At 46.3% G+C, this 26,136-nt stretch carries 20 protein-coding genes and 1 other RNA gene; 7 read left to right on the forward strand and 14 right to left on the reverse strand.

The genetic code is table 11. The annotated features are described in order from the left end of the window. Window positions 1–572 precede the first annotated feature (572 nt). The 5 genes from ssrA to secG form a co-directional block, all read right to left on the reverse strand. Window positions 573–912: a transfer-messenger RNA gene (gene ssrA / locus D3H55_RS00965) on the reverse strand. Window positions 913–1,098: 186 nt separating this feature from the next. Continuing rightward, the gene (gene smpB, locus D3H55_RS00970; RefSeq protein ID WP_119544967.1) at window positions 1,099–1,572 is read right to left on the reverse strand and encodes an SsrA-binding protein SmpB; all 474 of its coding nucleotides are present in this window, start codon (window positions 1,570–1,572) and stop codon (window positions 1,099–1,101) included. 129 nt (window positions 1,573–1,701) lie between these two features. After that, the gene (gene rnr / locus D3H55_RS00975) at window positions 1,702–4,032 is read right to left on the reverse strand and encodes a ribonuclease R (RefSeq protein WP_119544969.1); all 2,331 of its coding nucleotides are present in this window, start codon (window positions 4,030–4,032) and stop codon (window positions 1,702–1,704) included. Between the two features lie 24 nt (window positions 4,033–4,056). Further along, window positions 4,057–4,803 carry an alpha/beta hydrolase gene (locus D3H55_RS00980; RefSeq protein WP_119544971.1) on the reverse strand — a complete coding sequence of 249 codons (747 nt, stop codon included), beginning with the start codon at window positions 4,801–4,803 and terminating at the stop codon, window positions 4,057–4,059. Between the two features lie 419 nt (window positions 4,804–5,222). Beyond that, complete coding sequence (gene secG / locus D3H55_RS00985; protein ID WP_119544973.1) at window positions 5,223–5,456, reverse strand: preprotein translocase subunit SecG; 234 nt, start codon at window positions 5,454–5,456, stop codon at window positions 5,223–5,225. Between the two features lie 436 nt (window positions 5,457–5,892). Here secG and D3H55_RS00990 point away from each other — a divergent pair, with 436 nt between their 5' ends. Genes D3H55_RS00990 through D3H55_RS01000 form a run of 3 tightly spaced genes read left to right on the forward strand, consistent with a single transcriptional unit; the run spans window position 5,893 to window position 9,658 of the window. Then, on the forward strand, window positions 5,893–7,386 hold the full coding sequence (locus D3H55_RS00990; RefSeq protein WP_119544974.1) for a phytoene desaturase family protein: 1,494 nt from the start codon (window positions 5,893–5,895) through the stop codon (window positions 7,384–7,386). Continuing rightward, a complete protein-coding gene (locus tag D3H55_RS00995; protein ID WP_119544976.1) occupies window positions 7,383–8,828 on the forward strand; it encodes a phytoene desaturase family protein in 1,446 nt (481 codons plus the stop codon). The genes D3H55_RS00990 and D3H55_RS00995 overlap by 4 nt, the downstream gene beginning before the upstream one ends. Then, window positions 8,825–9,658 carry a phytoene/squalene synthase family protein gene (locus D3H55_RS01000; RefSeq protein ID WP_119544978.1) on the forward strand — a complete coding sequence of 278 codons (834 nt, stop codon included), beginning with the start codon at window positions 8,825–8,827 and terminating at the stop codon, window positions 9,656–9,658. Before D3H55_RS00995 ends, D3H55_RS01000 begins: the two co-directional genes overlap by 4 nt. Before the next feature lie 696 nt (window positions 9,659–10,354). Here D3H55_RS01000 and D3H55_RS01005 read toward each other — a convergent pair. Genes D3H55_RS01005 through D3H55_RS01020 form a run of 4 tightly spaced genes read right to left on the reverse strand, consistent with a single transcriptional unit; the run spans window position 10,355 to window position 15,253 of the window. Then, window positions 10,355–11,827 carry a phytoene desaturase family protein gene (locus tag D3H55_RS01005; RefSeq protein ID WP_119544980.1) on the reverse strand — a complete coding sequence of 491 codons (1,473 nt, stop codon included), beginning with the start codon at window positions 11,825–11,827 and terminating at the stop codon, window positions 10,355–10,357. After that, window positions 11,824–12,945 carry a glycosyltransferase family 2 protein gene (locus tag D3H55_RS01010; RefSeq protein WP_240628445.1) on the reverse strand — a complete coding sequence of 374 codons (1,122 nt, stop codon included), beginning with the start codon at window positions 12,943–12,945 and terminating at the stop codon, window positions 11,824–11,826. The genes D3H55_RS01005 and D3H55_RS01010 overlap by 4 nt, the downstream gene beginning before the upstream one ends. Before the next feature lie 3 nt (window positions 12,946–12,948). Then, a complete protein-coding gene (locus D3H55_RS01015) occupies window positions 12,949–13,755 on the reverse strand; it encodes a carotenoid biosynthesis protein (protein WP_119544982.1) in 807 nt (268 codons plus the stop codon). Then, window positions 13,748–15,253 carry a phytoene desaturase family protein gene (locus D3H55_RS01020; protein WP_119544984.1) on the reverse strand — a complete coding sequence of 502 codons (1,506 nt, stop codon included), beginning with the start codon at window positions 15,251–15,253 and terminating at the stop codon, window positions 13,748–13,750. Before D3H55_RS01020 ends, D3H55_RS01015 begins: the two co-directional genes overlap by 8 nt. A gap of 147 nt (window positions 15,254–15,400) precedes the next feature. Here D3H55_RS01020 and D3H55_RS01025 point away from each other — a divergent pair, with 147 nt between their 5' ends. Genes D3H55_RS01025 through fni form a run of 4 tightly spaced genes read left to right on the forward strand, consistent with a single transcriptional unit; the run spans window position 15,401 to window position 19,485 of the window. Beyond that, entirely contained in the window at window positions 15,401–16,828 is a 1,428-nt protein-coding gene (locus tag D3H55_RS01025; RefSeq protein ID WP_119544986.1) for an aldehyde dehydrogenase family protein, read from the forward strand. A gap of 12 nt (window positions 16,829–16,840) precedes the next feature. Next, complete coding sequence (locus D3H55_RS01030; RefSeq protein ID WP_119544988.1) at window positions 16,841–17,944, forward strand: glycosyltransferase family 2 protein; 1,104 nt, start codon at window positions 16,841–16,843, stop codon at window positions 17,942–17,944. A 4-nt stretch (window positions 17,945–17,948) separates the two neighbouring features. Further along, the gene (locus D3H55_RS01035; RefSeq protein ID WP_119544989.1) at window positions 17,949–18,491 is read left to right on the forward strand and encodes a glycosyl-4,4'-diaponeurosporenoate acyltransferase CrtO family protein; all 543 of its coding nucleotides are present in this window, start codon (window positions 17,949–17,951) and stop codon (window positions 18,489–18,491) included. Continuing rightward, entirely contained in the window at window positions 18,439–19,485 is a 1,047-nt protein-coding gene (gene fni / locus D3H55_RS01040; RefSeq protein WP_119544991.1) for a type 2 isopentenyl-diphosphate Delta-isomerase, read from the forward strand. Before D3H55_RS01035 ends, fni begins: the two co-directional genes overlap by 53 nt. A gap of 127 nt (window positions 19,486–19,612) precedes the next feature. Here fni and eno read toward each other — a convergent pair whose 3' ends face one another. From eno to gap, 5 genes are all read right to left on the reverse strand, one after another. Then, window positions 19,613–20,905, reverse strand: coding sequence for a phosphopyruvate hydratase (eno, locus tag D3H55_RS01045; protein WP_119544993.1), 1,293 nt, complete (start codon window positions 20,903–20,905; stop codon window positions 19,613–19,615). Between the two features lie 540 nt (window positions 20,906–21,445). Then, complete coding sequence (gene gpmI / locus D3H55_RS01050) at window positions 21,446–22,981, reverse strand: 2,3-bisphosphoglycerate-independent phosphoglycerate mutase (RefSeq protein WP_119544994.1); 1,536 nt, start codon at window positions 22,979–22,981, stop codon at window positions 21,446–21,448. After that, window positions 22,974–23,735, reverse strand: a complete 762-nt coding sequence (gene tpiA / locus D3H55_RS01055; RefSeq protein ID WP_119544996.1) for a triose-phosphate isomerase — start codon at window positions 23,733–23,735, stop codon at window positions 22,974–22,976. Before tpiA ends, gpmI begins: the two co-directional genes overlap by 8 nt. Window positions 23,736–23,751: 16 nt before the next feature. After that, on the reverse strand, window positions 23,752–24,936 hold the full coding sequence (locus D3H55_RS01060) for a phosphoglycerate kinase (RefSeq protein WP_119544998.1): 1,185 nt from the start codon (window positions 24,934–24,936) through the stop codon (window positions 23,752–23,754). 186 nt (window positions 24,937–25,122) lie between these two features. Next, window positions 25,123–26,130: a type I glyceraldehyde-3-phosphate dehydrogenase gene (gene gap, locus D3H55_RS01065; RefSeq protein ID WP_119545000.1), complete on the reverse strand. Its 1,008-nt coding sequence runs from the start codon at window positions 26,128–26,130 to the stop codon at window positions 25,123–25,125. Between the last annotated feature and the right edge of the window lie 6 nt (window positions 26,131–26,136).

The following is a 26,136-nucleotide window of genomic DNA, read 5'->3' on the forward strand; positions in this document are numbered from 1 at the left end:
CTATAACATGGATGATAATGTGCCAGAATGATAGAATCTGTTTATTTTTTCCACCATTATCGTTAGTTCTTTACTCCTATTTTGTTGATATTTCTTCAAAAGAAATACAAGTGCTCATTCTTAAGTAGCACAGTTTTTTGGAAATTAAACCTTATTATCGAAATTTTTCAACTATTAGTTCTGCCATACAAAAAGCAGCTGTAGACTATAAGTCAAACAGCTGCTTTTTATAATTTGTTAAATTCGAATGCTGGTGAAAAAATAAAAACCACCAAATATGTATTTGGTGGAGACGGTGGGACGTGCTGTTCCATGCTTTCGACATGGCACTGACTATATCTTGAACCTTATCTGTAAGGCTCTTTGGCGTATTATGCGAACTGTAAATTTACCTGGTCATCAGGCAGGAATCCGCATCCTAGTACTGCCGCTTGGGCAGCCTATAAGTCGATACACGGCTGTTGGATCGCTCCACATACCGCTCGGCATTGCCTTATCACATAGTGTGACTTAGGTTTCACCGATAAAGCCAAATTTTCACTTGTATGTTGCCATACAAGGCGACTAATAATTAATCGAACCCACGTCCAGACATATCGCCACTTAAGCGTCTACGAGCGTAGTCGATACATTCGCGAGTTCGCTGCAACATCTGCCTATCGACGGGCGTCCGTGCAGCTAGTCTGATTAATCTCTTCCTTCATCCTCAGACGGTGGAATCCGGCGTAGCCCACTAAAAGTGAGTCCCTTACCCTACCACATGGGCGATGGAGGGAGGAACCGCTAAGCTAGCTTACGCTGCTAAAGCGAAGTTGTTGTTAGATTTGCCAGTTATTATTGGCGTTGACGTTTTAACGTGGACGATCCCCACGGCTCGCAACTCAAGCTCGAACTATCCCTGTCGAATCCGTAACGTCCCCATGATAGGTGGTTATTTTCGCTTCAGCGAAAAAACCTAAAGGGAAGAACGGGAAGAATAAGTTAAGCTCAGTCACTTATTCAGTTGTTCTTACTGCCGCCTGTTAACCTAGCGACAATTATCATTATAACAAATCTGCAGGTATTTGCAATGATTTGGCTCTTGGTAAATTACGTTAATCAGTAATTACCTTTCTGCCTTTGAGCAAGTTCTCGCTGGATGGTACGGTTTGCATCCTTCCGTTTCAAGTCTTCACGCTTATCATACTTCTTTTTACCTTTGGCAAGACCGATCAACAGCTTTGCTACTCCATTTTTAATATAAAGCTTCAAAGGCACCAGGGAGTAACCGGCTTCTTTCGTCTGGCCGATCAGCTGCGAGATCTGTTTTTTATGAAGAAGCAGCTTGCGGGTCCTGAGCGGCTCGTGATTATAACGATTTCCCTGTTCATAAGGACTGATGTGCATGTTATGCACAAATACCTCACCCTGCTGGATCCTGGCAAAAGAATCTTTTAAGTTCACCCGTCCGGCCCTGATAGCCTTTATCTCAGTTCCTTGCAGGACCAGTCCCGCTTCATAGGTTTCTTCCACGGTAAAATCATGGCGCGCTTTCTTATTCTGTGCGATTAACTTTCCTTCACCCTTTGGCATGTCGGCTTCCCCCTCTTTCTCTGGCAGCGGCTGTTTTCTCTATTTACGAGCCGCCTTTTTAGAATAGTATCTTCATTATACAAGTTGAAAGCAAAGGAGAAAAGAAATCTCCTTTTCTCCTGAGATGGCTTATTTTCGTTTTTTGGGCTTTCTCTTACTTCGAGGCGCATTTTCAAATTTCTTGCTGCCTTTTTTCTTTTTGTTTTTCGGCGGGCGGGTTGACCATTCACCTGATTCTTTCTTTGGCTTTTCGCCGCCTTGTCGGTCTTTTTGTTTCGTCCTTACCACAGTCGGGCGTTCTTCCCGAGGCCGTTGATTGCTCTTCATCCCGACGATTTCAAAGTCGATGGCACGCTCATCTTTATTGACGTTTACCACACGGATGGTAATTTCGTCTCCAATCCTGAAGACATTCGCAGTCCGTTCACCAATCATCGCCATCGATCTTTCATCAAAGCGGTAGTAATCATCTGTCATATAGCTGACATGGACAAGGCCTTCAATCGTATTGGACAATTCGACGAACATCCCGAAGTTTGTAACAGAAGAGATGATGCCCTCGTATTCCTCCCCGACTTTATCAAGCATGTACTCTGCTTTTTTCAATTCATCGGTTTCCCGTTCAGCATCAACTGCACGTCTTTCACGGCTTGAGGTGTGCTCTGCGATTTCATCCATTTGGGCAGCCCATTTCGCTCTCGTGCTCTCGTCCAGTTTGCCTTCGATCAAGTATGTCCTGATCAGACGATGGACAATCAAGTCCGGATACCGGCGGATCGGAGAAGTGAAATGAGTATAATATTGAGTAGAAAGACCAAAGTGTCCCAGACTCTCAGCATAATACTTAGCCTGCTGCATGGACCGCAGCATGACTGTGGAAACAACCATTTCTTCCGGCTTTCCTTCTACGGCTTCAACGATTTCCTGCAGTGCCCGTGGATGGACAGAGTTTGCTGATCCCCTTACAAACAAGCCGAAATTCGTAATGAATTCGAAGAACTTCTGCAGCTTTTCTTCTTTCGGGTCTTCATGGATACGATAAATGAACGGAACATCCATCCAATGGAAATGTTCAGCGACCGTTTCATTGGCCACCAGCATGAACTCCTCAATGAGGCGTTCTGCCACCGAACGTGTCCTTAACACCACATCCGTCGGCTTTCCTTCGTCATCCACCAATACCTTCGATTCCTTAAAGTCAAAATCAATGGCTCCGCGCTGCATCCGCTTCTCTCTCAGGATTTGCGCAAGCTCTTCCATCTTTTCAAACATAGGGACGATCGGCTGATAATGTTCACGGAGCTTTTCATCTTTATCGACAAGGATTTTATTCACATCGGAATACGTCATGCGTTCAGTCGTTTTGATGACACTTTGGAAAATTTCGTGTTTGACCACTTCACCTTGAGAGTTAATCTCCATCTGACATCCAAGTGTCAGGCGGTCCACTTTAGGATTCAATGAACAGATGCCATTTGAAAGGCGGTGGGGAATCATTGGAATCACCCGGTCCACCAGGTAAACGGAAGTTCCTCTTTCAAATGCCTCTTGATCGATTGGTGAACTCTCTTCCACATAATAACTGACATCAGCGATATAAACGCCAAGCTTGTAGTTTCCGTTTTCCAATTGTTTGACTGTTACCGCATCATCGAGGTCCTTGGCATCCGCGCCGTCAATCGTTACGATGGTTTCATCACGCAAATCCCGGCGGTTCTCAAGCTCGGATGGATCAATTTCATCAGGGACATTGTTGGCCTGCTCCATCACTTCATCAGGGAATTCGACCGTGATTCCGTGCTTATGGATAACAGAAAGGATATCCACACCTGGGTCATTTTTGTGTCCAAGGATATCGATGACTTCCCCTTCGGCACTTTTTCGGCCTTCCGGATAAGAAGTCAGCTTCACGACAACCTTATGTCCTTCCACCGCTCCCATGTTTGCCGCTTTAGGAATGAAGATATCACTTGAGAATTTTTTGTCATCCGGGATGACAAATCCGAAATGCTTGCTTTCTGTATAGGTTCCGACAACCTGCGAAACTCCTCTTTCCAGGATGCGGACGATGGAACCTTCCCTTCTGCTGCCTGAGGATTCAGAAGATACTCTTGCAAGGACAATATCCCCGTTCATTGCATTATTCGTTTCATTCGGTGGAATGAAAATGTCATCCAGCCCCGGCTCATCCGGAATCACAAAGGCGAACCCCTTTGCATGCCCTGACAATTTACCACGGACAAGATTCATTTTCTCCGGCAGCCCGTAACGGTTGCTTCGGGTGCGGACCACAAGTCCCTTTTCCTCCATAGTGACAAGTGCTTTGACAAACTCTTTGAAATTGGAAGAGCCCTCGATTCCGAAAGCCTCTTCCAGTTCCTGCACCGTTAATGGTTTATAGGCTTCATCTTTCATATAAGAAAGCAGCTTGTCTATTTTTTGGCGAATGGAATCATCCATTTTTCAAACCTCCTAAAGCATGTTTTAAACAGTCCAATCCAGCCCTTCAAGGAATGCGAATACATCTTCATGCAGCTGTTCCTTTTCCTTATCGAGCGTAATGACATGTCCTGATTCTTCATACCATTTTATCTTTTTATTATCAGATTCGACGGCGTTATAAATGATGTTAGCCGAATCTGTATTAATCATATGGTCGTTCCGCGCCTGGACCACGAATGTCGGACTGTAGATCATATCCACATTATCTCGCACATCCGCAATCAGGCCCTGAAGTGCTTTCAGTGTATTCATCGGTGTTTTCTTGAATTCCGCTATTTCTTCTTCGATCTGCGCAGGGTCTTTCCCTTCAAACTTTTTAAATTCCCTGGCATAATCGACCACACCTTCATACATCACTTCTTCGCTTTTTATGTACATTGGCGCACACATCGGTACAATACCCTTTACAGGTACAGTGTAACCTAATTTCAGTGAAAATACCCCTCCAAGCGAAAGACCGGCTACGGCAATTTCCTCATAGCCTTTGCTCTTCAGATGGTTATATCCGTCCATGACATCCTTCCACCAATCTTCAGGCCCTGTATGGACCAGTTCCTCCGGCGGAACGCCATGTCCTTTATAGTGCGGGGCATGAGAAGAATAGCCTTTTTTCTCAAGGAAGCGGCCAAGCATGCGGACATCGGCAGAATTCCCTGTGAATCCGTGCAGAAGCAGGACAGCACGCTTTCCTGCCTCAAATGTAAATGGTTTTGGCAAAACAGTTTTCATCGTTGTAACTCCTTTTGAAAATATAGTAAACAACTGTGATTTTGTCAGCTTATAAAGGTTCATTTTTTTAAAAGGCTGTTTTCGCATATATATTGATGCTTTCGGAAAAATCCCAGATGCCGGATTTTTCCCCTGTATACAAAGGTTTAACTCTCGAAAAAGAACGAGCAGCTCTTTTCTTTCCTGCTCACAGGGGTTTTACGACGATTTACCAGGATATTAGTTGTAATTTATATTGAATAGCAACTAAGTTTACGAAAGGAGCCTTATTAAACAAACGTTTGATTAACCTTGAACCCACCCTTTATTTTAAGCAAATACCTGCAAAACAATCCAGTAATGAAGCCTATTGCACATAAAAAATGCCGCTGTAAAAAAATGAAAAAAACCCGGCCGTTTTGGACCGGGTTTTTCTATGTTTAAAAACCGAAGTAAGTTACTGCAAGAGTCAAAATGAAAAATAGTACGGAAAGAACAACTGTAACGCGGTGCAGCACTAAATCGAGTCCGCGCGCTTTCTGTTTTCCGAATAGCTGTTCTGCACCACCTGAGATGGCACCTGATAAACCTGCACTTTTACCTGATTGCAATAGTACAACTACGATAAGGCCAATTGAAACAATGATAAGTAAAGTGATTAATAATGTATGCACGAGTCCCACCTCCTGAAACGAACATCAAACAATATCTTTCATTTTATCATACACCAGTCATAGTCACAATAAGGTTTTGAATTTTTTGGCGATGAAGTGATGGGGCTTCTCAGCAGCCTTTGAATTTAAGCGTTTCATCCTGCTGAAAATGGGTAAGGGAAAGTGAAGGAGTAGGCTTGTCAGCCGAAAGGTGTCATTATTAGCGGCCCTTCAACAAAACTCCCCGGGAATTCGCCCCTGTAGAACAAGGACTTCTGCAATCGAGCAGCATTGTTTAATCTATTCCCTTCCGGAACATCCACCAAGTTGATTTCAGATCACCCCTTACATATTAAACTCTGTCCTGTCCCCCCTGTACAGAGAACACTTATCGCTTTTCAACTTGTGTATAATAATTGTATAATAGTTGTATCATTTAGTGAGATGAGGTGAGCACGTGAAAAAGGTCATAATAATTGGTGCAGGCCCAGGCGGTTTGACAGCAGGGATGCTCCTGGCGAGTAAGGGCATGGACGTGACAGTCGTAGAGAAGCAGCCTTTCATCGGCGGCAGAACATCCTCTATGAAAATCGGAGAGTATGTGTTTGACAGAGGACCGACATTTCTGAATATGCCTCATATTCTCGAGGAAGCCTTCACTGAATCAGGCAGGAACCTTCATGATTACATAAACTTAAAAGAAATCGACCCAATGTATGAGCTTCGGTTCGATGACGTTTCCTTCAGTCCGAGCAGGAATCAGGAATACACCAAGAAACAGATACAGCAGCTTTTCCCAGGCGATGCTGCCGGATATGAACGATTTATGCGAGAGGAAGATGCGAAGCTTCAAGCACTTCTGCCAATTTTGCGGAACAAGCACGATTCGCTGTTTGATTATTCCAAATGGCGGTTCCTTAAAGCCCTTCCGAAGCTGAATGTAGGGAAATCATTGTACGGACGGCTTTCAGATTATTTTACAGATGAAAGGCTGAAACTCGCCTTTACCTTTCAATCGAAATATCTTGGGATGTCCCCATGGGAATGTCCAGGTGCATTTACGATATTGTCCTATATGGAGCACGCATACGGCGTCCATCATCCCGTTGGAGGCGTGAATCAAATCACGAAAGCCATGGCTGCCGTCATTGAAGAATACGGCGGCAAGATCATGACAAACGCCGGTGTAAAGAAAATCATGACGGAAGGAAACCGGGCAAATGGTGTTCTTCTTGAAAATGGTGTCACTCTCTCAGGAGATGAAGTGATCGTGAATGCAGATTTCGCCCATGCCATGGAAAATCTCCTTCAAGAAGGATTGACAAAGAAATACACGCCGGAAAAACTGCACAAGAAAAAGTATTCCTGCTCGGCGTTCATGATGTACCTCGGCTTGGATACACAATATGACCTGCCTCACCACACGATCGTTTTTTCAAAGGATTACAAAAAGAATGTCGAGGAAATCACCGGTACAAAAACCCTTTCAGAAGATCCATCAATCTATATCCATAACCCCTCTGTGACGGATGGTACACTGGCACCTGAGGGTAAATCGGCTGTCTATCTGCTGGCGCCTGTACCGAACAACTTCAGCGAGATCGATTGGGAAAAGAACAAAGGGAAGTTCAGGAAGCTTGTACTTCAGCAGTTGGAAGAGCGTACTGGCTTCAAAGGGATTGAACATCATATCGAGGAAGAAATTGTGTTCACACCTTATAATTGGGAACATGATCTCAACATTTATAAAGGAGCGACCTTCAGCCTTGCCCATAATCTCCCTCAGATGATGTATTTCAGGCCGCACAATAAGGTGAAGGAAATCGACAGGCTCTGGCTTGTCGGAGGCGGTACCCACCCTGGAAGCGGACTGCCGACAATCATTGAATCCGCTCGTATCACAAGCTCGATGATATTAGAAAAACATGCTGTCCGGGAGGTGTCTGTATGAGAACAGCCATTATTGGCGGAGGAGTCGGCGGACTGACAACCGCCCTTTTATTAAAACAGAGAGGGCATGATGTCACGATATTCGAAAAAAGCAGCAGACTTGGCGGCAGGCTCGGTTTCATTGAGCGGGACGGTTTCAAGATTGATAAAGGGCCAACCATCGTCCTTCTGCCGGACATGTTAAAGGAAGTGCTGAAAGACGCCGGCGTGAATATAGATGAACTGGATTTGATTCAATGCGATCCACTTTACAAACTTCATTACCCGGACGGAAGCCATTTCTATAAATATAGTAATCTCGAAAAACAGCTTAATGAAATAGAGCGTGTCTATCCCGGAGAACAGCAGAACTACCTCCGCTACCTGAAAGACATGAAACACCGGTTCCAAAAAGGGAAGCTCGCATTCCTCGATAAGGATTTTGTAAAAAGGGCCGATTTTTTCTCAATGGGTAATATGAAGACATTGATGGAACTCAAGGCATTCCACAGTGTGAGAAAAAGCACCAGGGCTTACTTTACTCATCCGCGCCTGCAGGAAGCTTTCTCTTTTCAGACGCTGTACATTGGTGGTTCACCGGATAATGCGCCTGCCCTCTACTCGCTGATCCCTTACAGTGAGCATGAACACGGGATCTGGTATCTGAAAGGCGGATACGGAAGACTGGCAGATATATTAGCAAGACATGTAAAGGAAGCTGAAATCCCGATACATCTTGAGTCTGAAGTCACCAGGCTCCAATTTGCGGGAAACCGATGTACAGGGCTTGTATTAAATGGAAAGCAGAAAAACTTCGACGCTGTTGTCTTCAACGGGGATTTTCCAGGGATACACCGGCTCATCAATAATGAAAAGCCGAGGAAAAAGCGCTATAAAGCATCATCCGGCTGTCTGCTTCTCTATTTCGGTTTAAACAGGAAATATGACGAGGCTGATGTCCATCAGTTCTTCATGCCGGAGCATTTTCAGCATCATATGGACGCCGTCTTTTCCAGCAGCAGGCTAACGGAAAACCCCTCCATTTACACTTTTTATCCGTCAAAAATCGATTCCAGTCTCGCGCCGGCAGGTAAGAGCGTGCTGTATTCACTTATCCCGGTTCCTTCCGGTGATAAGATCGATTGGAAAAATCAAGATGATTATATAGAAGGAATTCTGGAAGAACTTGAAGCCAGGGGTTTCCCCGGCCTTAAGGAAGCTGTTGAATGGATGGAAGTGAGGACTCCGGAAGATGACCAGCAGGATGGTCTGTATCAGGGAGGCAGCTTCGGCATTGCCCCCACACTGAACCAGTCAGGGGTCTTCCGCCCTCAAGTAAAGCCCTTCTCCTATGAAGGCCTTTATAGTGTCGGTGCTTCCGTTCATCCCGGAGGAGGCATCCCAATCGTGATGCAGGGAGCAAAACTGCTGTCAAATTATATGGAAAGGGAGATGACAAGATGAGAGAAGCTTACCAGGCATGTGAAGACATCATTAAGAAGCATTCAAAAACCTTCTACAAGGCGTTTTCATTCCTGCCGGAGGAAAACCGCAACGCCGTATGGGCAATCTATGCATTTTGCAGAAGAGTCGACGATATTGTGGATGAAAGTGATAACCCGGAAGCTGAGCTGGAAACATTCAAAAAAGAGTTTTCCCGGTTTGCCAGCGGTGAGCATATGTCGGACTCCCCCTATTGGACAGCACTCCATGATGTTTTTCAACGGTATGAAATGGAGTTCGCTCCGTTCGAGGATATGATCAAGGGCCAGGAGATGGATCTTTCAGGGCGGACCTATCATTCTATCCATGAGTTTGAATCGTACTGCTATCATGTTGCAGGGACAGTCGGACTCATGCTGCTTCCTGTCCTGGCCCCTGGAAAAGAACAAGCATTAAGAAATGGTGCCATCGCCCTCGGCATAGCGATGCAGTACACCAATGTCCTGCGGGATATCGGAGAAGATATGGATCGGGACAGAGTCTACCTGCCAGAGGAAATCTTGGCGGAACATGGCTATTCAAAGGCTTTGCTGAAAGGAAATGTACTGAACGGCTCCTTCATTTCTATGTGGGAAAGCCTAGCCGAACGCGCAGAGGCCCACTACCGGGAAGCAATGGAAACCATGTTCCATTATCCATCCTATTCGCAGGTGCCTGTCCATTCAGCCGCTGTCTTCTACCGCGGTATCCTCGACAGCGTTCGTGCCAACGGCCATAACGTCTTCTCTGAACGCGCTTATGTATCAGAAAAACAAAAAGAAAAAATGCTTGCCGGTTTGTCCACAAGCTGAAAGAGAGACCCGGGAATAAGAGGCTACTGAATAAGTCCAACAAAATCTATATTTTATGAAAAGGTGTTGATTTCCGTTCCAGGTGCACGACTCCGCGGGGCGGGCGGTGAATTAAAAAACGGTAGCGCCTTGATCAGGCCCGACAGGCATAAGACGAGCCGGCGGGAAGGTTGCTCTTTAACCTTCTTGACGGATTGGCTTATGACCCCGAGGGGCTAGGCGCTGTAGCTGGATGAGCCTCCTCGCTGCGCTTGCGGGGTCTCACCTGTCCCGCTAATCCCCCAGGAGGTCGCGCACCTTCCACTTCAATCAACGTTGAAAAAAGATACTATCTAACAAAGACTTATTTTGTAATAGAATTATCATTAAAAGTTGGTATTTTCCATTGATTCATCCTTAACAAACAATGATTTTCATTACTCATATAGGACTACGTCTTATCTTTTTTCCTCTTTAGACACGGATGTAATGCGGCAGAATCCTCTGCTCTATTATGGAAGAAATCACAGGTTGCTATGGTAATAATTTTAACAAATAAAGATAGGTGTATTTTAAAGAAAAGAAGCCGACACTCCTTCATTTTAGAAACGAGTGTCGGCTTTTCCTTTAACAATCAAAATAAAGTTTTCAAAACCTAGAGATTTCCAGTGACCAGTGATCACCGGGTCTCTCTTTTTCTGATGGATCCTCACTTTTTCATCTGTTCTTACCCAGGATCGTCTTGGCCACGTTTTTCCCGCTGATCACCACCATCGGCGAACCCCCTCCAGGGTGTGTCGTTCCACCGGCAAAATAAAGATTTTCAATATCCTGTGAACGGTTGAACGGCCTTAAGAAGGTATCTTTTTTTGTATTCGAGGCAATCCCGTACAAAGCCCCCCGGTAAGCTCCGAACTGCTCCTGTATATCTTCAGGCGTCACGATTTTTTCTTCTTTCAGGAATGGACGGATCAACACCCCCTGTTTTTCAAGCTTGTCATAGATAGATTCTTTATATCTATCAGCATCAAAAGATGCCGTATTTTTCTCGCTTATTGGGGGAGCATTGACAAGGATGAATAAATTGCTTCCTTCCGGCGAGACCGATTTGTCCGTAAAGGAAGAATTGCTTATGTATATCGTTGGATCATCCGGCCACCGCCCTTGAAAAAGATCAGAGAATTCCCGTTTATAGTTACCGGAAAAATAAGCTTGATGATGGATCAGGGAATCATGGTGGTGGTCAAGTCCTGCCATGATCACAAAAGCTGAAATGGAGGGAGACGTTCTGCCTATCCTTTTGTCAGTCATCACCCTTCTTTCTTCATTCCTGACCAACTTAGGCAGTGCATGAAGCAGATCGCCGTTCAATATGACATCATCAGCTTCAATCCTTTCTCCACTCCGGAGCCTGACTCCTGCAGCCCGGCGGTTTGTTGTGATGATTTCCGCCACTTCCGCCTCAGTATGTATTTCTGCGCCATGTTTTACAGCAAGCTTCGCTAAGCTTTGGGCTAGTTTTACTGTTCCGCCTTTTACATAATAAACTCCCTGGACCATTTCCAGGAACCCGATCATTGAAAATGTCGCAGGACTGGTATAGGGAGAAGAGCCGATATAAGTAGCGTACCGGTTGAACACCTGCAGAAGAAATGGATCCTTGAAAAACCTGCGGTGAAAGTGATCCATCGTTTCCAGGGGTTTCACCTTGGTGAAAGCTGAAAAAAGGCTTGGTGAAAGATAATCCTTCCATGATGAAAATGTTCGATGGAAAAAGGCTTGTTCTGATAACTGGTAAAGCTTCCCGACTTCACCAAGATAATTTTCATAGTGCCGGTAAGCATAAGGGTCGATCACTTTCAGCTGCTCCAGAACCGTTTCCTTTTCTGTCGACATTAAAAAACGCCGGCCATCCGCACTCCAGTTTGCTGTATGATCATCAAGCTTTACCCATTCATAGTAGCTGCGAGGATCTTCTCCCGCTTCTTGAAATACAGAATCGAACACATGGGGCATAGTGATGGTATTCGGACCAAAGTCGAACGTATGGCTGCCCAGTTTTTCAGGCTTGAGTTTCCCGCCAAGATGCTTATTTCTTTCATAAAGGCTGACAGAACAGCCGCTGCTTGCGAGAACAGCGGCTGCAGCAAGCCCTCCAAGACCTCCTCCGATAATGACGATCTTCTTCATGAATAGGTCCTTCCTTTCCAGCTGTATCCTTTGTTTCTCAGTCCGTACATCATTGAATTAAAGATGAGGGCGATGAATGCACCGCTTGCAGCCGGCATCCAGAGTGCAAGCATCAGCCGTTGTTTGATCACGAAATTCACCCACATTTTTTGCAGCACAGTCAATACCAGAGGAAGGAAGAACAATAGATTCCAATCTTCAAGGAAGCCGTTCCAGAGCCCATAAATCGCCAGCGGAAGCGGAAAGACATAGAAGATCAGGTAGAACAGGCTGATCATGAGGACGAAGGGTACAGACCGATTCAATCCCGGGAACAGATTTTTCGTGAACCCTTCCCATACTTCTTTATTGCGGCTGTACATCTTGCATGTGACATAGTCCGTCACATTGCATAGCACCACTCTTTTCCCGGCTGCTTTAACCTTGCGGGTGATATGGACATCATCGACGATCGAATCCCTTATCCCCTCATGGCCACCCGAAGCTTCATATGCCTCCCGGCTGAAGAATAGAAAGGCTCCATGGGCTGCGGTGAACTCCTCCCTCGTTGTATGATTCGCCGCCCATATCGGAAGGTGAAACACTACAAAGAATTGCTGCAGGGGGACAAGCCATCTTTCAAGGAGCGATGTCACAGGAAACTTTGGAAATCCAGTGATCATCCCGGCTTTTTTTGATTTTAAGAAACGAAGTCCCTGCTGCACTGTGCCAGGCTGAAGTTTGACATCCGCATCAAGGAACAGCAGATAATCCCCTGTTGCTCTTTGGCTGAGCTGCCAGCACGCATGGACTTTTCCGCTCCATCCTCCCGGAAGCGGCCTGCCTTCCAGGATTTCGAAACGCTCGTCCCCTCCGACTGCCTCGTAAAGCAATTCCTTCGTCCCGTCAGTCGAATTATCATCAAGAAGCACGATTTCCAGAGAGGGATGAGTCAGCCCTTTCAGATTCCTTACAAGCACTTCTGCATTTTTTTCTTCATTTCGAAGCGGAACAAGAATCGATACCTTTTCATTTCCATCGATACTTGTTTCTGCTTTAGACATCGAAGGAAGAAATAAGCTGTTGATGACTGTCCAAATGAGAAAGACAGCAAGTATCGAACAATATAGAATAAGCAAAAATCAGGCCTCCTCCACAGTCCGGATTTTATTATAAGCAAACCCTGCCGCCAGGATGAAGATCAATACGACAAAGCTGGCCAGCCAGAGACCGTTTATGAGCCCAAGCAGCATGAACATGCCTGACACGAGGATATATAGCAGCACAATCCGTTTGCTTCGGTATCCATCCTTTTTCTCCGGCCACTTGCGCAGCAGTACCAGCGTTATGTAGATGATTAAATGAAAAAACAGTGCTAGAAGGAACCATCCGCTGAAGTTCTTAAAAGGAACTCCATAGTAAAACGACAGTCCCTCATCCCATATCCAATACTGTTTTACATGAAAGGCAACCGGGTCGATGATGAGGTCCATCCCCAAGGTAAATACGGCTCCTGTCACTATGTAAAGGATACTGTGAAAAAACCTCTTTTTTTGAAGAAGAGGTGCTGTCAGCACGGATGCGATGACATGGGAGGTGGAAATGACCAGCAGCCAGGCGAAGCCGATTGCAATCGGCACCCCCCAAAGCTGCAGACCAAATTCAGAAGTATATTTGTAGCTTCCGAACAAGAAACCGAAGTGGACTCCAAGTCCTTCTGCCAGCATGCTTATAATGAATATCATCCCGATAAAGAATGCACCGGTAATCCTCCCGTAAGCCGAAAGGAAATAGACACTTCCAACCAGTCCCGAAAGCATCAAAAAGACTGCGTTTGCCCATTGAAGAGACGCGGGGAGCAGATCGAACGAAAGAAGAACGACACCGCATGCATACCAGAATAAGAAGAAATAGTAGAGCAGATTCTCCCCGCTTAAAGATCTAGCCAATCTTTTTCCCTTCCGCTGATATTTCCTCCTCGATCAAGTCAGCTGTAAGCTGTCCTGAAAGTGTCACCATCGGCACCCCGCCTCCAGGGTGGGTTGAACCCCCGGCGAAATAGAGGTTTTCAAGCATCGTGCTCCGGGCCGGGATCTTGAATCCGCCATTTTTCTTCTTGTCTGTATTGACTCCATAAATTGAGCCCCCATTAGCACCATATAATCTTTGGATGTCGTCAGGGATGAATTCATAATCGAATTCTATATGTGAACGGATATCTTCCATCCCCATCCGCTCAAGTTTATTCAGCACAATGTCGCGGTACTCCTGACGATACTGTTCCCAGCTCTCCCCCTCTTTCAAAGGCGGCACGTGAGTTAATATGAACAGATTTTCTTTGCCTTCCGGTGCCTGGCCCGGATCATTCTTCGCCGATACGCCGATGTAAACGGTCGGATCTTCTGCAGGGCGCCCCTCATCGAATATCTGGCGGAATTCCTTTTCAGGATCCTTCGAGAAGAAGAAATTGTGGTGCTGAAGCTGCTCGTACTGTTTATCAACCCCAAGCAGCATAACAAGTCCCGATACAGTCGGTTCATATTTTTCCAGTGACTTTTTCGTTTCCTGTGACTGCGGATGATTCTTCAAAAGCTTTTGGTAGGCAGGAAGAGCTTCCAGGTTCGATACGACAATATCCGCTTCCATTTTTGTACCGTCTTCCAGCTGGATTCCTTTCGCCCTGCTGCCTTCAGTCAAAATCTCTGAAACCGGGCTGTTCGTTTTCACTTCGATCCCCAGCTCATCACAAAGCTTCAGCATCGCTTCCGCAATCTTGTACATGCCTCCCTGGACATAATAGATCCCAAGGCCGAGCTGGACATGGATCAGCTGGGACAGCACAGCCGGCGCATGATAAGGAGAGGAGCCGATATACATGATGAAGAAGTTGAAAAGTTGCTGGACCCTTTTATCCTTAAAATGTTTTTTCGTCGCCTGGTCCATGGTTTTCAGTGGATCCATGGCCATCAGTTCTTTGAAATTATGTAAAGCACGGAGATCATTGAGGCCGGTAAGGCTTTTCTTGTAAAAGCTTTTTAAGTTCAGGTCATACATTTTGCCGCAGTATTCGAGGTATTGATAAAACGCCGAGGCATCTTCCGGTGAGAGTTTCCTGATTTCATTTAACATCGTCGGGATGTCACTTGTCACATCGAGAGCCGTTCCATCCTCAAAAAAAGTTCTCCACTGCGGCTCAACCCGTTGGATGTCAAGATAGTCATGAATATCCCTTCCCGCCCTTTGGAACAGATTCTCCAGCACCCATGGCATTGTCAGGATCGAAGGACCGGTATCAAAGGAATACCCTTTGCCTTGGCGGATGTTCAGTTTGCCGCCTGCCCGTTCATTTTTTTCGCAGATTGTCACATGATGTCCTTTTGATGCCAGGGAAATAGCCGTGGAAAGGCCCCCAAGACCTCCACCGATCACGATTGCACTCTTACTCATTTGATCTCCTCCTACTGTTAGTTGTTGAGATAACCGGGTAAAACAGAATCAGGCGTCCATTGAAGGTTATGTTTCGACTTTTGCTTAGCCTCATTGTATAGTTTAAGTATAATAAATGTAAAGATTTTATGTAACTGTGTAGAAAGGATGGATATCGTGACTTTCCGCCGTACAGACCTGAAGGATATCGAGCAAAAGATGATCGCCTCCCGAAATGCATCCTTACAGTGGCGAAATACCCCTATTTCAACGAGATTAAACCACATGAAAGCACTTCGGAAGCGGATTGTGGCTGAAATGGACGAATGGACGGAGCTTTTGGTCAAGCATGGCAACAAAACAGCAAGCGATGCACTGAGCGGAGATTTATTTTCTGTGCTGGATGCCCTCTCCTATTATGAAAAACATGCTGAAAAGATACTGAAGAAGAAAAAGAAAAAAACCCCGCTCCATCTCTTTGGAGGCAGATCCTTCGTCAGTTACGAACCGCTGGGGGTGGTCATGGTCTTTGCACCATGGAATTTCCCCCTTCAGCTTGGACTCATACCGGTCATATCAGCGCTTATCTCCGGTAATGCCGTCATCATGAAGGGTTCGGAAAAACTGGATCCCGTAAACGAGAAGCTCGAAACACTCCTTGCAGAAGCAGGCTTTCCGGAAGGTGTGTTCCAGGTAATCTACGGTTCCAAAGAAGAAGCTCAATACGCTATCGGCCAAAAGCCTGATAAGATATTTTTCACAGGAAGCTCGTCAGTCGGCAAAGCAGTCTTAAAACAAGCTTCACAATATGTCATTCCCTGCGATATGGAGCTCAGCGGGAAGGATCCGATGATCGTTTTGGAGGATGCCAACATTGAGCGCGCCGCCAGGGCTGCGGTATGGGGCGCATTCATGAACAGCGGACAAGTATGCGTTTCCGTCGAAAGATTATATGTACATCGCTCCATTTATCACTCGTTCCTTGAAAAAGTCATCCATTTCACCAAGGAACTGAAGCAGGGGCCGGAAGCCGACCTGAATCAAATGGCAACTGAACAGAATTGGCTGACTGCCCGGGAGCACTTGGAGGACGCTTTGGAAAAAGGAGCCGAAATGCATACAGGCTTTCTTCCTTCGCAAGGCCGGTCCCTTCACTTCCCTCCGGTCATATTGACAGGCATTACGAATGAGATGAAGTTGATGCAGGAAGAAACATTCGGACCGCTCCTGCCGATCATGACATTTGAGACTGAAGAAGAAGCAGTCAAGCTGGCTAATGATTCAAGCTACGGATTAAATGCGAGTATCTTTTCCAGGGATCTTCAAAGAGCTGAAAGGATTGCCGTGCAACTTGACAGCGGAAGCTGCACGATTAATGACGTGCTGCGGAACATAAGCAACATGCACCTCCCATTCGGAGGGGTAAAGATGAGCGGGTTTGGGCGGTACCATGGAAAAGAAGGGCTCCAGGCTTTCTGCAACATCAAATCGACAATGATTCATAAAGGCAGAAGAAATAAAGAAATAAACTGGTTTCCATACCGGTCCGACACAGCTGAATGGCTTAAAAAAGGGCTGATTTGGAAATATAAATAAGGAGGCGGCGGCATGCATCCTGGCTGGTTATACCTGCTACTAGGCAGCTTACTGCTCTGGAGAATTGCAATACCCGGAGGAAAAAGATCATCCCACCAGAATACTGACAGACTGTCCATCATCATTCCGGCACGCAATGAGGAGAAAAACCTGCACGCTCTGCTTTCATCTTTAAAGGCTGAAGCGGCCTCAATCCATGAAGTGATTGTCGTCGATGACCACTCTGAAGATGAAACAGGCAATATCGCAAGGAACTATGGGATGAGGGTCATCGTACCCCCTCCTCTTCCCTCAGGCTGGTTCGGGAAATCGTGGGCCTGCTGGAACGGTGCGAAGGAAGCCGATGGAGACGTGTTCATGTTTCTGGATGCCGATACTACAATCGAACCCGGCGGTGTGGAAAACATACTCTCCTCCCGGCAAAACAGCGGCGGCGCACTCACGATTCAGCCTTATCATAAAATCACCCGTGTTTATGAAAATCTGTCAGGAATGTTCAACCTCATTGCCGTCATGGGTATCGGCAGCTTTCACATTTTATCAAGGGTGATCCCCCCTGCCGGTGCTTTCGGACAATGCTTCGTCTGCACGAAAAAGGATTACGAGAAAGTCGGGGGCCATAGTGCCATTTCACATGAAATATTGGAGCATATGATGCTGGGAAAAACCTTTCTTAACCATGGCATACCGCTTCGCAATTATATTGGCAGGCAAGCTGTTTCAATGAGGATGTATCCCGGCGGTGTAAAAGAACTGACCCAAGGCTGGAGTAAAAGCTTTGCCTCCGGAGCCGGAGCAACGAATCTTCTGCTGCTTATCCCGATCATTCTCTGGGTTTCCGGCAGTCTTTCAGCCGGGTTTTCGCTTTTGGGGCTTGAAGGTGCCTCAGGCTATGAAACAGCAGGCATCCTTACCCTTTATGGATTGTACAGCATCCAGTTCTATATTCTGCTGAGGGCAGTCGGCAGCTTCATCTGGTCAGCCTCCCTCTGTTTTCCGCTATTATCTTTATTTTTCATCACTGTATTTGCTTATTCTGCAATAAGAACGTTCTTTATGAAGAATGTGGCCTGGAAAGGGCGCAGTATTTCTTTAACCAAGAAGAAAGGGCGGTGATATTATGCTGGTGACTTTTCCGTTCTGGTTGACATTGCTGCTCAATATCGTGTTATGGCCGGTGATCCATTTGTCCTTATCATACATATGCCTCCATATGGACCGCCGGTATTTTACAAAAGAGTCATTGCTTTACCAGGAGAAGAGATGGGAGTCAGGAGGAAGGTTCTATGAAAGAATCGGCATCAAGCACTGGAAAACCCTTCTGCCGGATGGCGGCGGTGTCTTTGACGGCGGCTTCCGGAAGAAAAAACTTGCAGGACGGGATTTGGATTATTTCGAAACCTTCATACTGGAAACCAGACGTGCCGAATTCACCCATTTGATTCTGATTCCCCCAGCATTGATCTTTTTCATCTGGAACACAGAGCTGGTAGGGTGGATCATGGTTGTTTATGCATTTGCGGCCAACATTCCGTTCATCATGATACAGCGTTATAACCGCTTCAGGTTTCAACGCATCCTGCAGCAGCGAAAACAAAGGAGGGCTTGCCTTGACAGACAGGGAGAAAAGTTCAACAGAGAAAAGAAAAACCGAGCATATTGATATCTGCTTAACGAGAGATGTTGAATCTTTAGAGATGACGACCGGTTTCGAAGCCTTCCGGTTTCAGCATAATGCCCTTCCGGAGATTGATTTTCGCGAAATCGACCTGGGCACATCCATTTTCCAAAAGCAGCTGAAAGCACCTTTTCTGATCAGTTCGATGACCGGTGGTACGGAAACAGCAGCCCAGATAAACGAAGCGCTGGCAAGAACTGCGGAAAAGCACGGCTGGGCAATGGGCGTCGGCTCGATGAGGACAGCGATTGAAAATGAACAAACTGCTTATTCGTTCAATATCCGAAGACATGCTCCTTCGATTCCTATCCTGGCAAACCTCGGGGCTGTTCAATTTAACTACGGATATGGAGTGGAGCAATGCCAGCGAGCAGTTGACCTCATTGAAGCGGACGCCCTCGTCCTCCATCTTAACAGCCTGCAGGAAGTCTTCCAGCCGGAAGGCGACACCAATTTCAAGGGGCTGTTGAAGAAGATTGAACAGGCAGCAAAATCGCTGCCTGTCCCTGTCGGAATAAAGGAAGTCGGCATGGGGATCAGCAGCAGTGCAGCCCGGCATTTATATGAAGCGGGGGTTGCATTCATTGATGTGGCCGGTTCAGGAGGCACTTCTTGGATTCAGGTCGAAGCCTATCGTTCAAAAGAACCCATGAGGGCGAAGGCAGCAGAAGCTTTCACGGAGTGGGGCATTCCTACAGCTGAAAGCCTGATGCAGATCAGGAGAGATGTTCCAGCCGTGCAGCTATATGCGAGCGGGGGAATGAAAAATGGTGTCCATGCAGCAAAAGCCATTGCCTTAGGTGCTGATCTTGCCGGATTCGGAAGGTCGCTCCTTCCACATGCAGCGGCATCTGATGAAGAAGCACTAGATGAACAATTTCAGCGCATTGAGTTTGAACTACGGACCGCCATGTTTGGAATCGGTGCGGCATCGCTCTCTGATCTTAAAGGAACGGAAGCATTGCGGAGATTAATTTAGGAGTGAGCCTATCTTTCAGGCACCCTTTTTGAGAAGGGTGTCTTTTGAGTTTCTAAGACCTCCTATTGGGTAAAAATTCCCGTATAAAAAAATCCGCCCACTAAGTGGACGGATCTCCTCGAAACTATTACTTCTTGATGTTGTAGAACGTTTTCGCTCCAAGGTATTGTGCAGTGTGTGCCAGTTGGTCTTCGATGCGAAGCAATTGGTTGTATTTCGCCACACGGTCCGTACGTGAAGGAGCACCTGTTTTGATTTGGCCGGCGTTGGTAGCAACCGCAATGTCAGCGATTGTGCTGTCTTCTGTTTCACCAGAACGGTGAGAGATTACAGCAGTATAGCCAGCGCGCTTAGCCATTTCGATAGCATCGAATGTTTCAGTCAATGTACCGATTTGGTTCACTTTGATCAGAATGGAGTTACCGATGCCCTGCTCGATACCTTGAGCAAGCTTGCTTGTGTTTGTAACGAACAAGTCGTCTCCAACAAGCTGAACTCTGTTTCCGATTTTTTCAGTAAGAAGTTTAAAACCATCCCAGTCGTTTTCATCAAGACCGTCTTCGATAGAAACGATTGGATACTTGTTGCACATCTCCTCGTACCAATCAACCATTTCTGCAGAAGTGCGGACAACGCCCTCACCAGAAAGGTGATATTTCCCGTCTTCTTTGTTGTAGATTTCAGAAGCAGCAACGTCCATTGCAAGAAGAACTTCTTCCCCTGGCTTGTAGCCGGCTTTTTCGATCGCTTCAATGATTGTAGAAAGAGCTTCTTCGTTTGAATTCAGGTTAGGAGCAAATCCGCCTTCGTCACCAACAGCTGTGTTGTAGCCTTTTCCTTTAAGGACGCTTTTCAGGCTGTGGAAAATTTCCGCACCCATGCGAAGGCCTTCTTTGAATGTTGGAGCACCAACAGGCATTACCATGAATTCCTGGATGTCTACGTTGTTGTCTGCGTGCTCACCGCCGTTAACGATGTTCATCATTGGTACTGGAAGCTGCTTCGCGTTGAAACCTCCAAGGTATTGGTAAAGTTCAACTCCGAAGAAGTCAGCAGCAGCGCGTGCAACTGCCATGGAAACACCAAGGATTGCGTTTGCACCCAGCTTGCCTTTGTTTTCTGTTCCATCCAGTTCGATCATTGCTCTGTCGATTGCAACCTGGTCTGTTACATCCATACCGATGATTTCTTCAGCGATTTCGTTGTTTACGTTTTCTACAGCTTTTTGTACACCTTTTCCAAGGTAGCGGCCTTTGTCGCCGTCACGAAGTTCAACTGCTTCATATTCACCTGTAGAAGCACCTGATGGTACCAATGCGCGTCCAAAAGCGCCTGATTGTGTGTAAACTTCTACTTCAACTGTAGGATTTCCGCGGGAATCCAATACTTCGCGAGCATATACGTCTGTAATAAATGGCATGTAAATTCTCTCCTTTAAAATGGGTTTGGTTTTAATTACCTGTTAACACAAGTGTTGATTTCCACTCCAGGCACGCGCTTTCCTGGGGGCGGGCGGTGAGCCTCCTCGGCTTCATAAAAAGCGTAAGCGGCCGTTCAGCGCCGTACGGATTGGAGGGCACTCGCATGAGATAAAGGAAACACGGCAAGCGGAGCGCGCCGATGTTGACTTATCGCAAGGAGAGAGACCGAAATCCGCTAGGCGCTGGCCGCTGGAACTGGATTCGCCTGTGGGGTTACGTTCCAGTAGGTACGTAACCTTGGTCTCACCTGTCCCGCTAATCCCCCAGGAGTCGGTGCCTTCCGTTCCAATCAATTCATTGAGAACAAGGTTTAAATTTTTACAGAGCTTTTGTTATTAATACTACTTGATTAACAAGTAAAAACGCTTTGATTTTCGTTTCATCCACTCTCTTTCCGGAGTCGGGCATGAGTCCACCCTCGGCATGCGCCCAGGGGACCTACACCCTAGGAGAGTGCATTCCGCTGCAATCAACAAAACTTACTTCTTAATCAACGTCTCACCAGTCATCTCTGCCGGTTTGTTTAGGTTTAGAAGATCCAGCATTGTCGGAGCCAGGTCTCCAAGGATACCGCCCTCACGCAATGATACGCCTTCTTTTGTTACGATGACTGGTACAGGATTAGTTGTGTGAGCTGTCATCGGATTACCTTCAAGTGTGACTACTTCATCTGCATTTCCGTGATCGGCAGTGATGATGGCTGTTCCGCCTTTTTCCGTGATCAGGTCAACAATTTTACCAAGGCATTCATCAACAGTTTCGATCGCTTTGATGGTCGGCTCAAGCATTCCGGAGTGGCCGACCATATCCGGATTGGCAAAATTGAGAATGATGGCATCCTGCCTGTCATTTTGAATTTCATCGAGCAGTGCTTCTGTTACCTCATAAGCACTCATCTCGGGTTTCAGGTCGTATGTCGCAACATCTGGTGAATTGATCAGGATCCGTGTTTCACCAGGGAACTCCGCTTCACGCCCGCCGCTCATAAAGAACGTCACGTGAGGGTATTTTTCTGTTTCAGCTATGCGCAGCTGCTTCAAGTTGTTTTGCGAAAGGACTTCACCAACCGTGTTGTCCAGATTCGTCGGCTTGAATGCCACATAACCGTCAACTGTTTCACTGAAGTGTGTCAGACACACAAAGTGAAGGTTCTTCGGATGTTTCGGCCCTCTTTCAAAGGAACGGAAATCATCATTTGTAAATGTATTTGAGATTTGGATTGCACGGTCCGGCCTGAAGTTATAGAAAATGACTGCATCCTCTTCTTCAATTGTGGCAACCGGTTCACCATTGTCTCTTTTGATGACGGAAGGAAGCACGAATTCATCGAAGATTCCATTATCATAGGAATCGACAATCACTTCAAGCGGGTTGGAGTACTCCGGCCCTTCACCATAGACCATTGCCCGGTAAGCTTTTTCGACACGGTCCCAGCGCTTATCGCGGTCCATGGAATAGTAACGTCCGGAAATAGTCGCAATTTCGCCGACTCCAAGTTCACGCATGACATCCTGCGTCTGCTGGATATACTTCTCAGCTGTTTTCGGTCCTACATCACGGCCATCAAGGAAAGCATGGACATAAACTTTCTTGAGACCCTCATCGGCAGCCATCCTCAACAGCGCAAACAAGTGGTCGATATGGCTGTGAACACCGCCATCGGAAAGCAATCCGAAGATATGGAGTGCTTTGTTCTTTGTTTTCGCATGCTCCATCGCATCGACGAACGTTTGATTTTTTTCGAACTCGCCCTCACGGATGGACACATTGACACGTGTCAGGCTTTGATAAACAACCCGTCCGGCACCGATGTTCAAGTGGCCAACTTCGGAGTTCCCCATCTGGCCCTCAGGCAGTCCGACCGCTTCTCCACTCGCAGTCAGTGTGCTGTGGGGAAACTGATTCCAATAACGGTCGAAATTCGGTTTTTTTGATTGAGTAACAGCATTCCCTTTGTCCTCTTCACGACATGCAAATCCATCTAAGATGATAAGAGCAACAGGAGATTTACTCATTTGAACCTGCCTCCAATAGCTGCAGGAATGATTTCGGCTCAAGGCTGGCTCCTCCTACAAGTGCTCCATCGATATCCGGCTGGGCCATGTATTCACCGATGTTTTCCGGTTTAACACTTCCGCCGTACTGGATGCGAAGGGCTTCGGCAGCTTCTTGAGAGAATTGTTCGGCAACTGTCTGGCGGATGTGGGAGCAGACTTCATTCGCATCTGCTGATGTTGAAGATTTGCCGGTTCCGATTGCCCAGATTGGTTCATAAGCGATGACCGTTGATTTTACTTGATCTTCAGACAGTCCATCAAGTGCTTTCTTCACTTGGTCACCGACGATTTGTTTCGTTTGGTCAGCTTCACGCTGCTCCAACGTTTCACCGACACATACGATCGGAGTCAAGTTGTAGTTAAAGGCGGCTTTTGCCTTTTTGTTAACTGCCTCATCCGTTTCATTGAACATTTCACGACGTTCGGAATGACCAAGGATGACGTACTTTACGCCAAGATCCTGTAATGCAGCTGGACTGGTTTCACCCGTAAAGGCTCCGCTTTCCTCAAAGTGCATGTTCTGGGCACCGATTTCAACTTGATAGTCAGCTGTACTTTCTACAAGACGGTCAAGAAATAATGCCGGGGCACAGATTACGGACTCCACTTTATCAGAAGATGGAACGAGACCGTTTACTTCTTCAGCAAAATTCTTTGCTTCCGTCATCGTTTTATTCATTTTCCAGTTTCCTGCAATAATTGGTTTTCGCATTCTTCTCATCCTTTCCTTACTTGTCGTTAAGTGCGGATACTCCCGGAAGTTCTTTGCCTTCCATGAATTCAAGGGAAGCTCCGCCGCCAGTGGAAATATGGCTCATTTTATCGGCCAGGCCGAATTTCTCAACCGCTGCGGCTGAATCCCCTCCGCCAATGACAGAATATGTATCTGCAGCATCGGCTAAAGCTTGGGCAACGGCCTTCGTGCCATTTGCAAACTTTTCAATTTCAAATACACCCATTGGCCCGTTCCAGATGACCAGACGGGAATCTTTGATGACATCAGCATATTGCTCCTGTGTTTCAGGTCCGATGTCCAATGCTTCCCAGTCAGAAGGAATCTCATTGATTGCCACGACTTTCGTGTTGGCCTCGTTCGAGAAGTCGTCTGCCACAACCACATCAACCGGCATATAGAATTTGACGCCTTTATCTTCTGCTTTTTTCATGAATTCTTTCGCTAAATCAATTTTATCTTCTTCCAGCAGGGATTTCCCGACCTCATGGCCTTGTGCTTTTACAAACGTATAAGCAAGTCCTCCGCCGATGATTAAGTTATCTACTTTTTCCAGCAGGTTATCGATGACACCGATCTTATCTTTGACCTTCGCTCCCCCAATGATTGCAGTGAAAGGGCGTTCAGGTGTCGTCAAGGCTTTGCCAAGGACCTCAAGTTCTTTTTCAAGAAGGAAGCCTGCAGCTGCAGGAAGATGTTCAGCAACTCCTGCTGTGGAAGCATGTGCTCTGTGAGCAGCTCCGAACGCATCGTTCACATAGACATCGGCAAGTGCCGCAAATTCTTTTGCAAGCTCAGGATCGTTCTTCGTCTCGCCTGGATAGAAACGGACGTTTTCAAGAAGCAGTACATCGCCTTCGCTCATTTTTTCGATTTCAGCTTGGACCGTTTCTCCGTACGCCTCATCCGTTTTCGCTACATCTTTCCCAAGAAGGTCGGAAAGACGCTTTGCAACAGGAGTCAATCTTAACTCTTCAACAACCTGGCCTTTTGGGCGTCCCAGATGGCTTGCAAGAATGACTTTCGCTCCCTGCTCGGACAGGTATTGAATCGTTGGAAGTGCAGCTTTGATCCTGGTTTCATCCGTCACTTTGCCTTCGCTCATAGGCACATTGAAGTCTACACGGCAGAATACACGCTTTCCTTTCAAGTCGATATCCTTGATGGTTTTCTTGTTCATTTCAAAAGGCCTCCTTCTGGATAATCGGGCATGAAACCCGTTTTATGAAAAAAGAAGAGCGGGGAATCCTCCCCGCTCCCCTTCATCCCATTTCATTATAGATGCTGGGACATAATTTATCCAACATAAACCCTGATAAATTATGTCACATTCATCATTTAGGATATCACATTTGGTTTATAACTCTTATAGACCTTTAGATGCGATATAATCAACAAGGTCTACAACACGATGAGAGTATCCGCTCTCGTTGTCATACCAAGAGATGACTTTAACCATGTTGCCTTCCATGACCATTGTAGAAAGGGCATCGATTGTAGAAGAATCAGGATTTCCATTGTAGTCGCCTGATACAAGCGGCTCTTCGCTGTATCCAAGGATTCCTTTAAGGTCGCCTTCAGATGCTTGTTTGAAAGCATTGTTTACGTCTTCCACAGTTACTTCTTTATCAAGTTCAGCAACAAGGTCAACAAGAGAGACGTTTGGAGTAGGAACACGCATTGCTCCGCCGTTCAGTTTGCCTTCAAGTTCCGGAAGAACAAGAGAAACTGCTTTTGCAGCACCAGTTGTAGTCGGGATGATGTTTTCAGCAGCTGCACGCGCACGACGGTAGTCTTTATGCGGAAGGTCAAGGATCTGCTGATCATTTGTGTAAGAGTGAACTGTTGTCATCATACCGCGTTTGATACCGAAGTTATCGTTCAATACTTTCGCGAATGGTGCAAGACAGTTTGTTGTACAAGATGCATTAGAGATAACATCATGGCTTCCTGCTTCATACTTGTTTTCGTTAACACCCATAACGATTGTGATGTCTTCATCAGAAGCCGGAGCAGAGATGATGACTTTCTTAGCGCCTGCTTCGATGTGTTTCGCAGCATCTGCGCGCTTAGTGAAACGGCCTGTAGATTCAACCACTACGTCTACACCAAGATCTCCCCAGCCAAGTTGAGCAGGGTCGCGTTCAGCAAGAACCTTGATCTTTTTGCCGCCGACAACAAGAGTGTCGCCGTCAACTGTCACTTCTTGATCAAGCTTTCCGTGAATGCTGTCATATTGTAAAAGGTGAGCAAGCATGTTAGCGTCTGTCAAGTCGTTTACTGCTACAACCTCAACGTTATCGTTTTTTAAAGATGCGCGGAATACATTACGTCCGATACGTCCAAATCCGTTAATTCCAACTTTTACTGTCATGAATAA

The organism is Bacillus salacetis, from assembly GCF_003581585.1.
Taxonomy (GTDB): domain Bacteria; phylum Bacillota; class Bacilli; order Bacillales; family Bacillaceae_B; genus Rossellomorea; species Rossellomorea salacetis.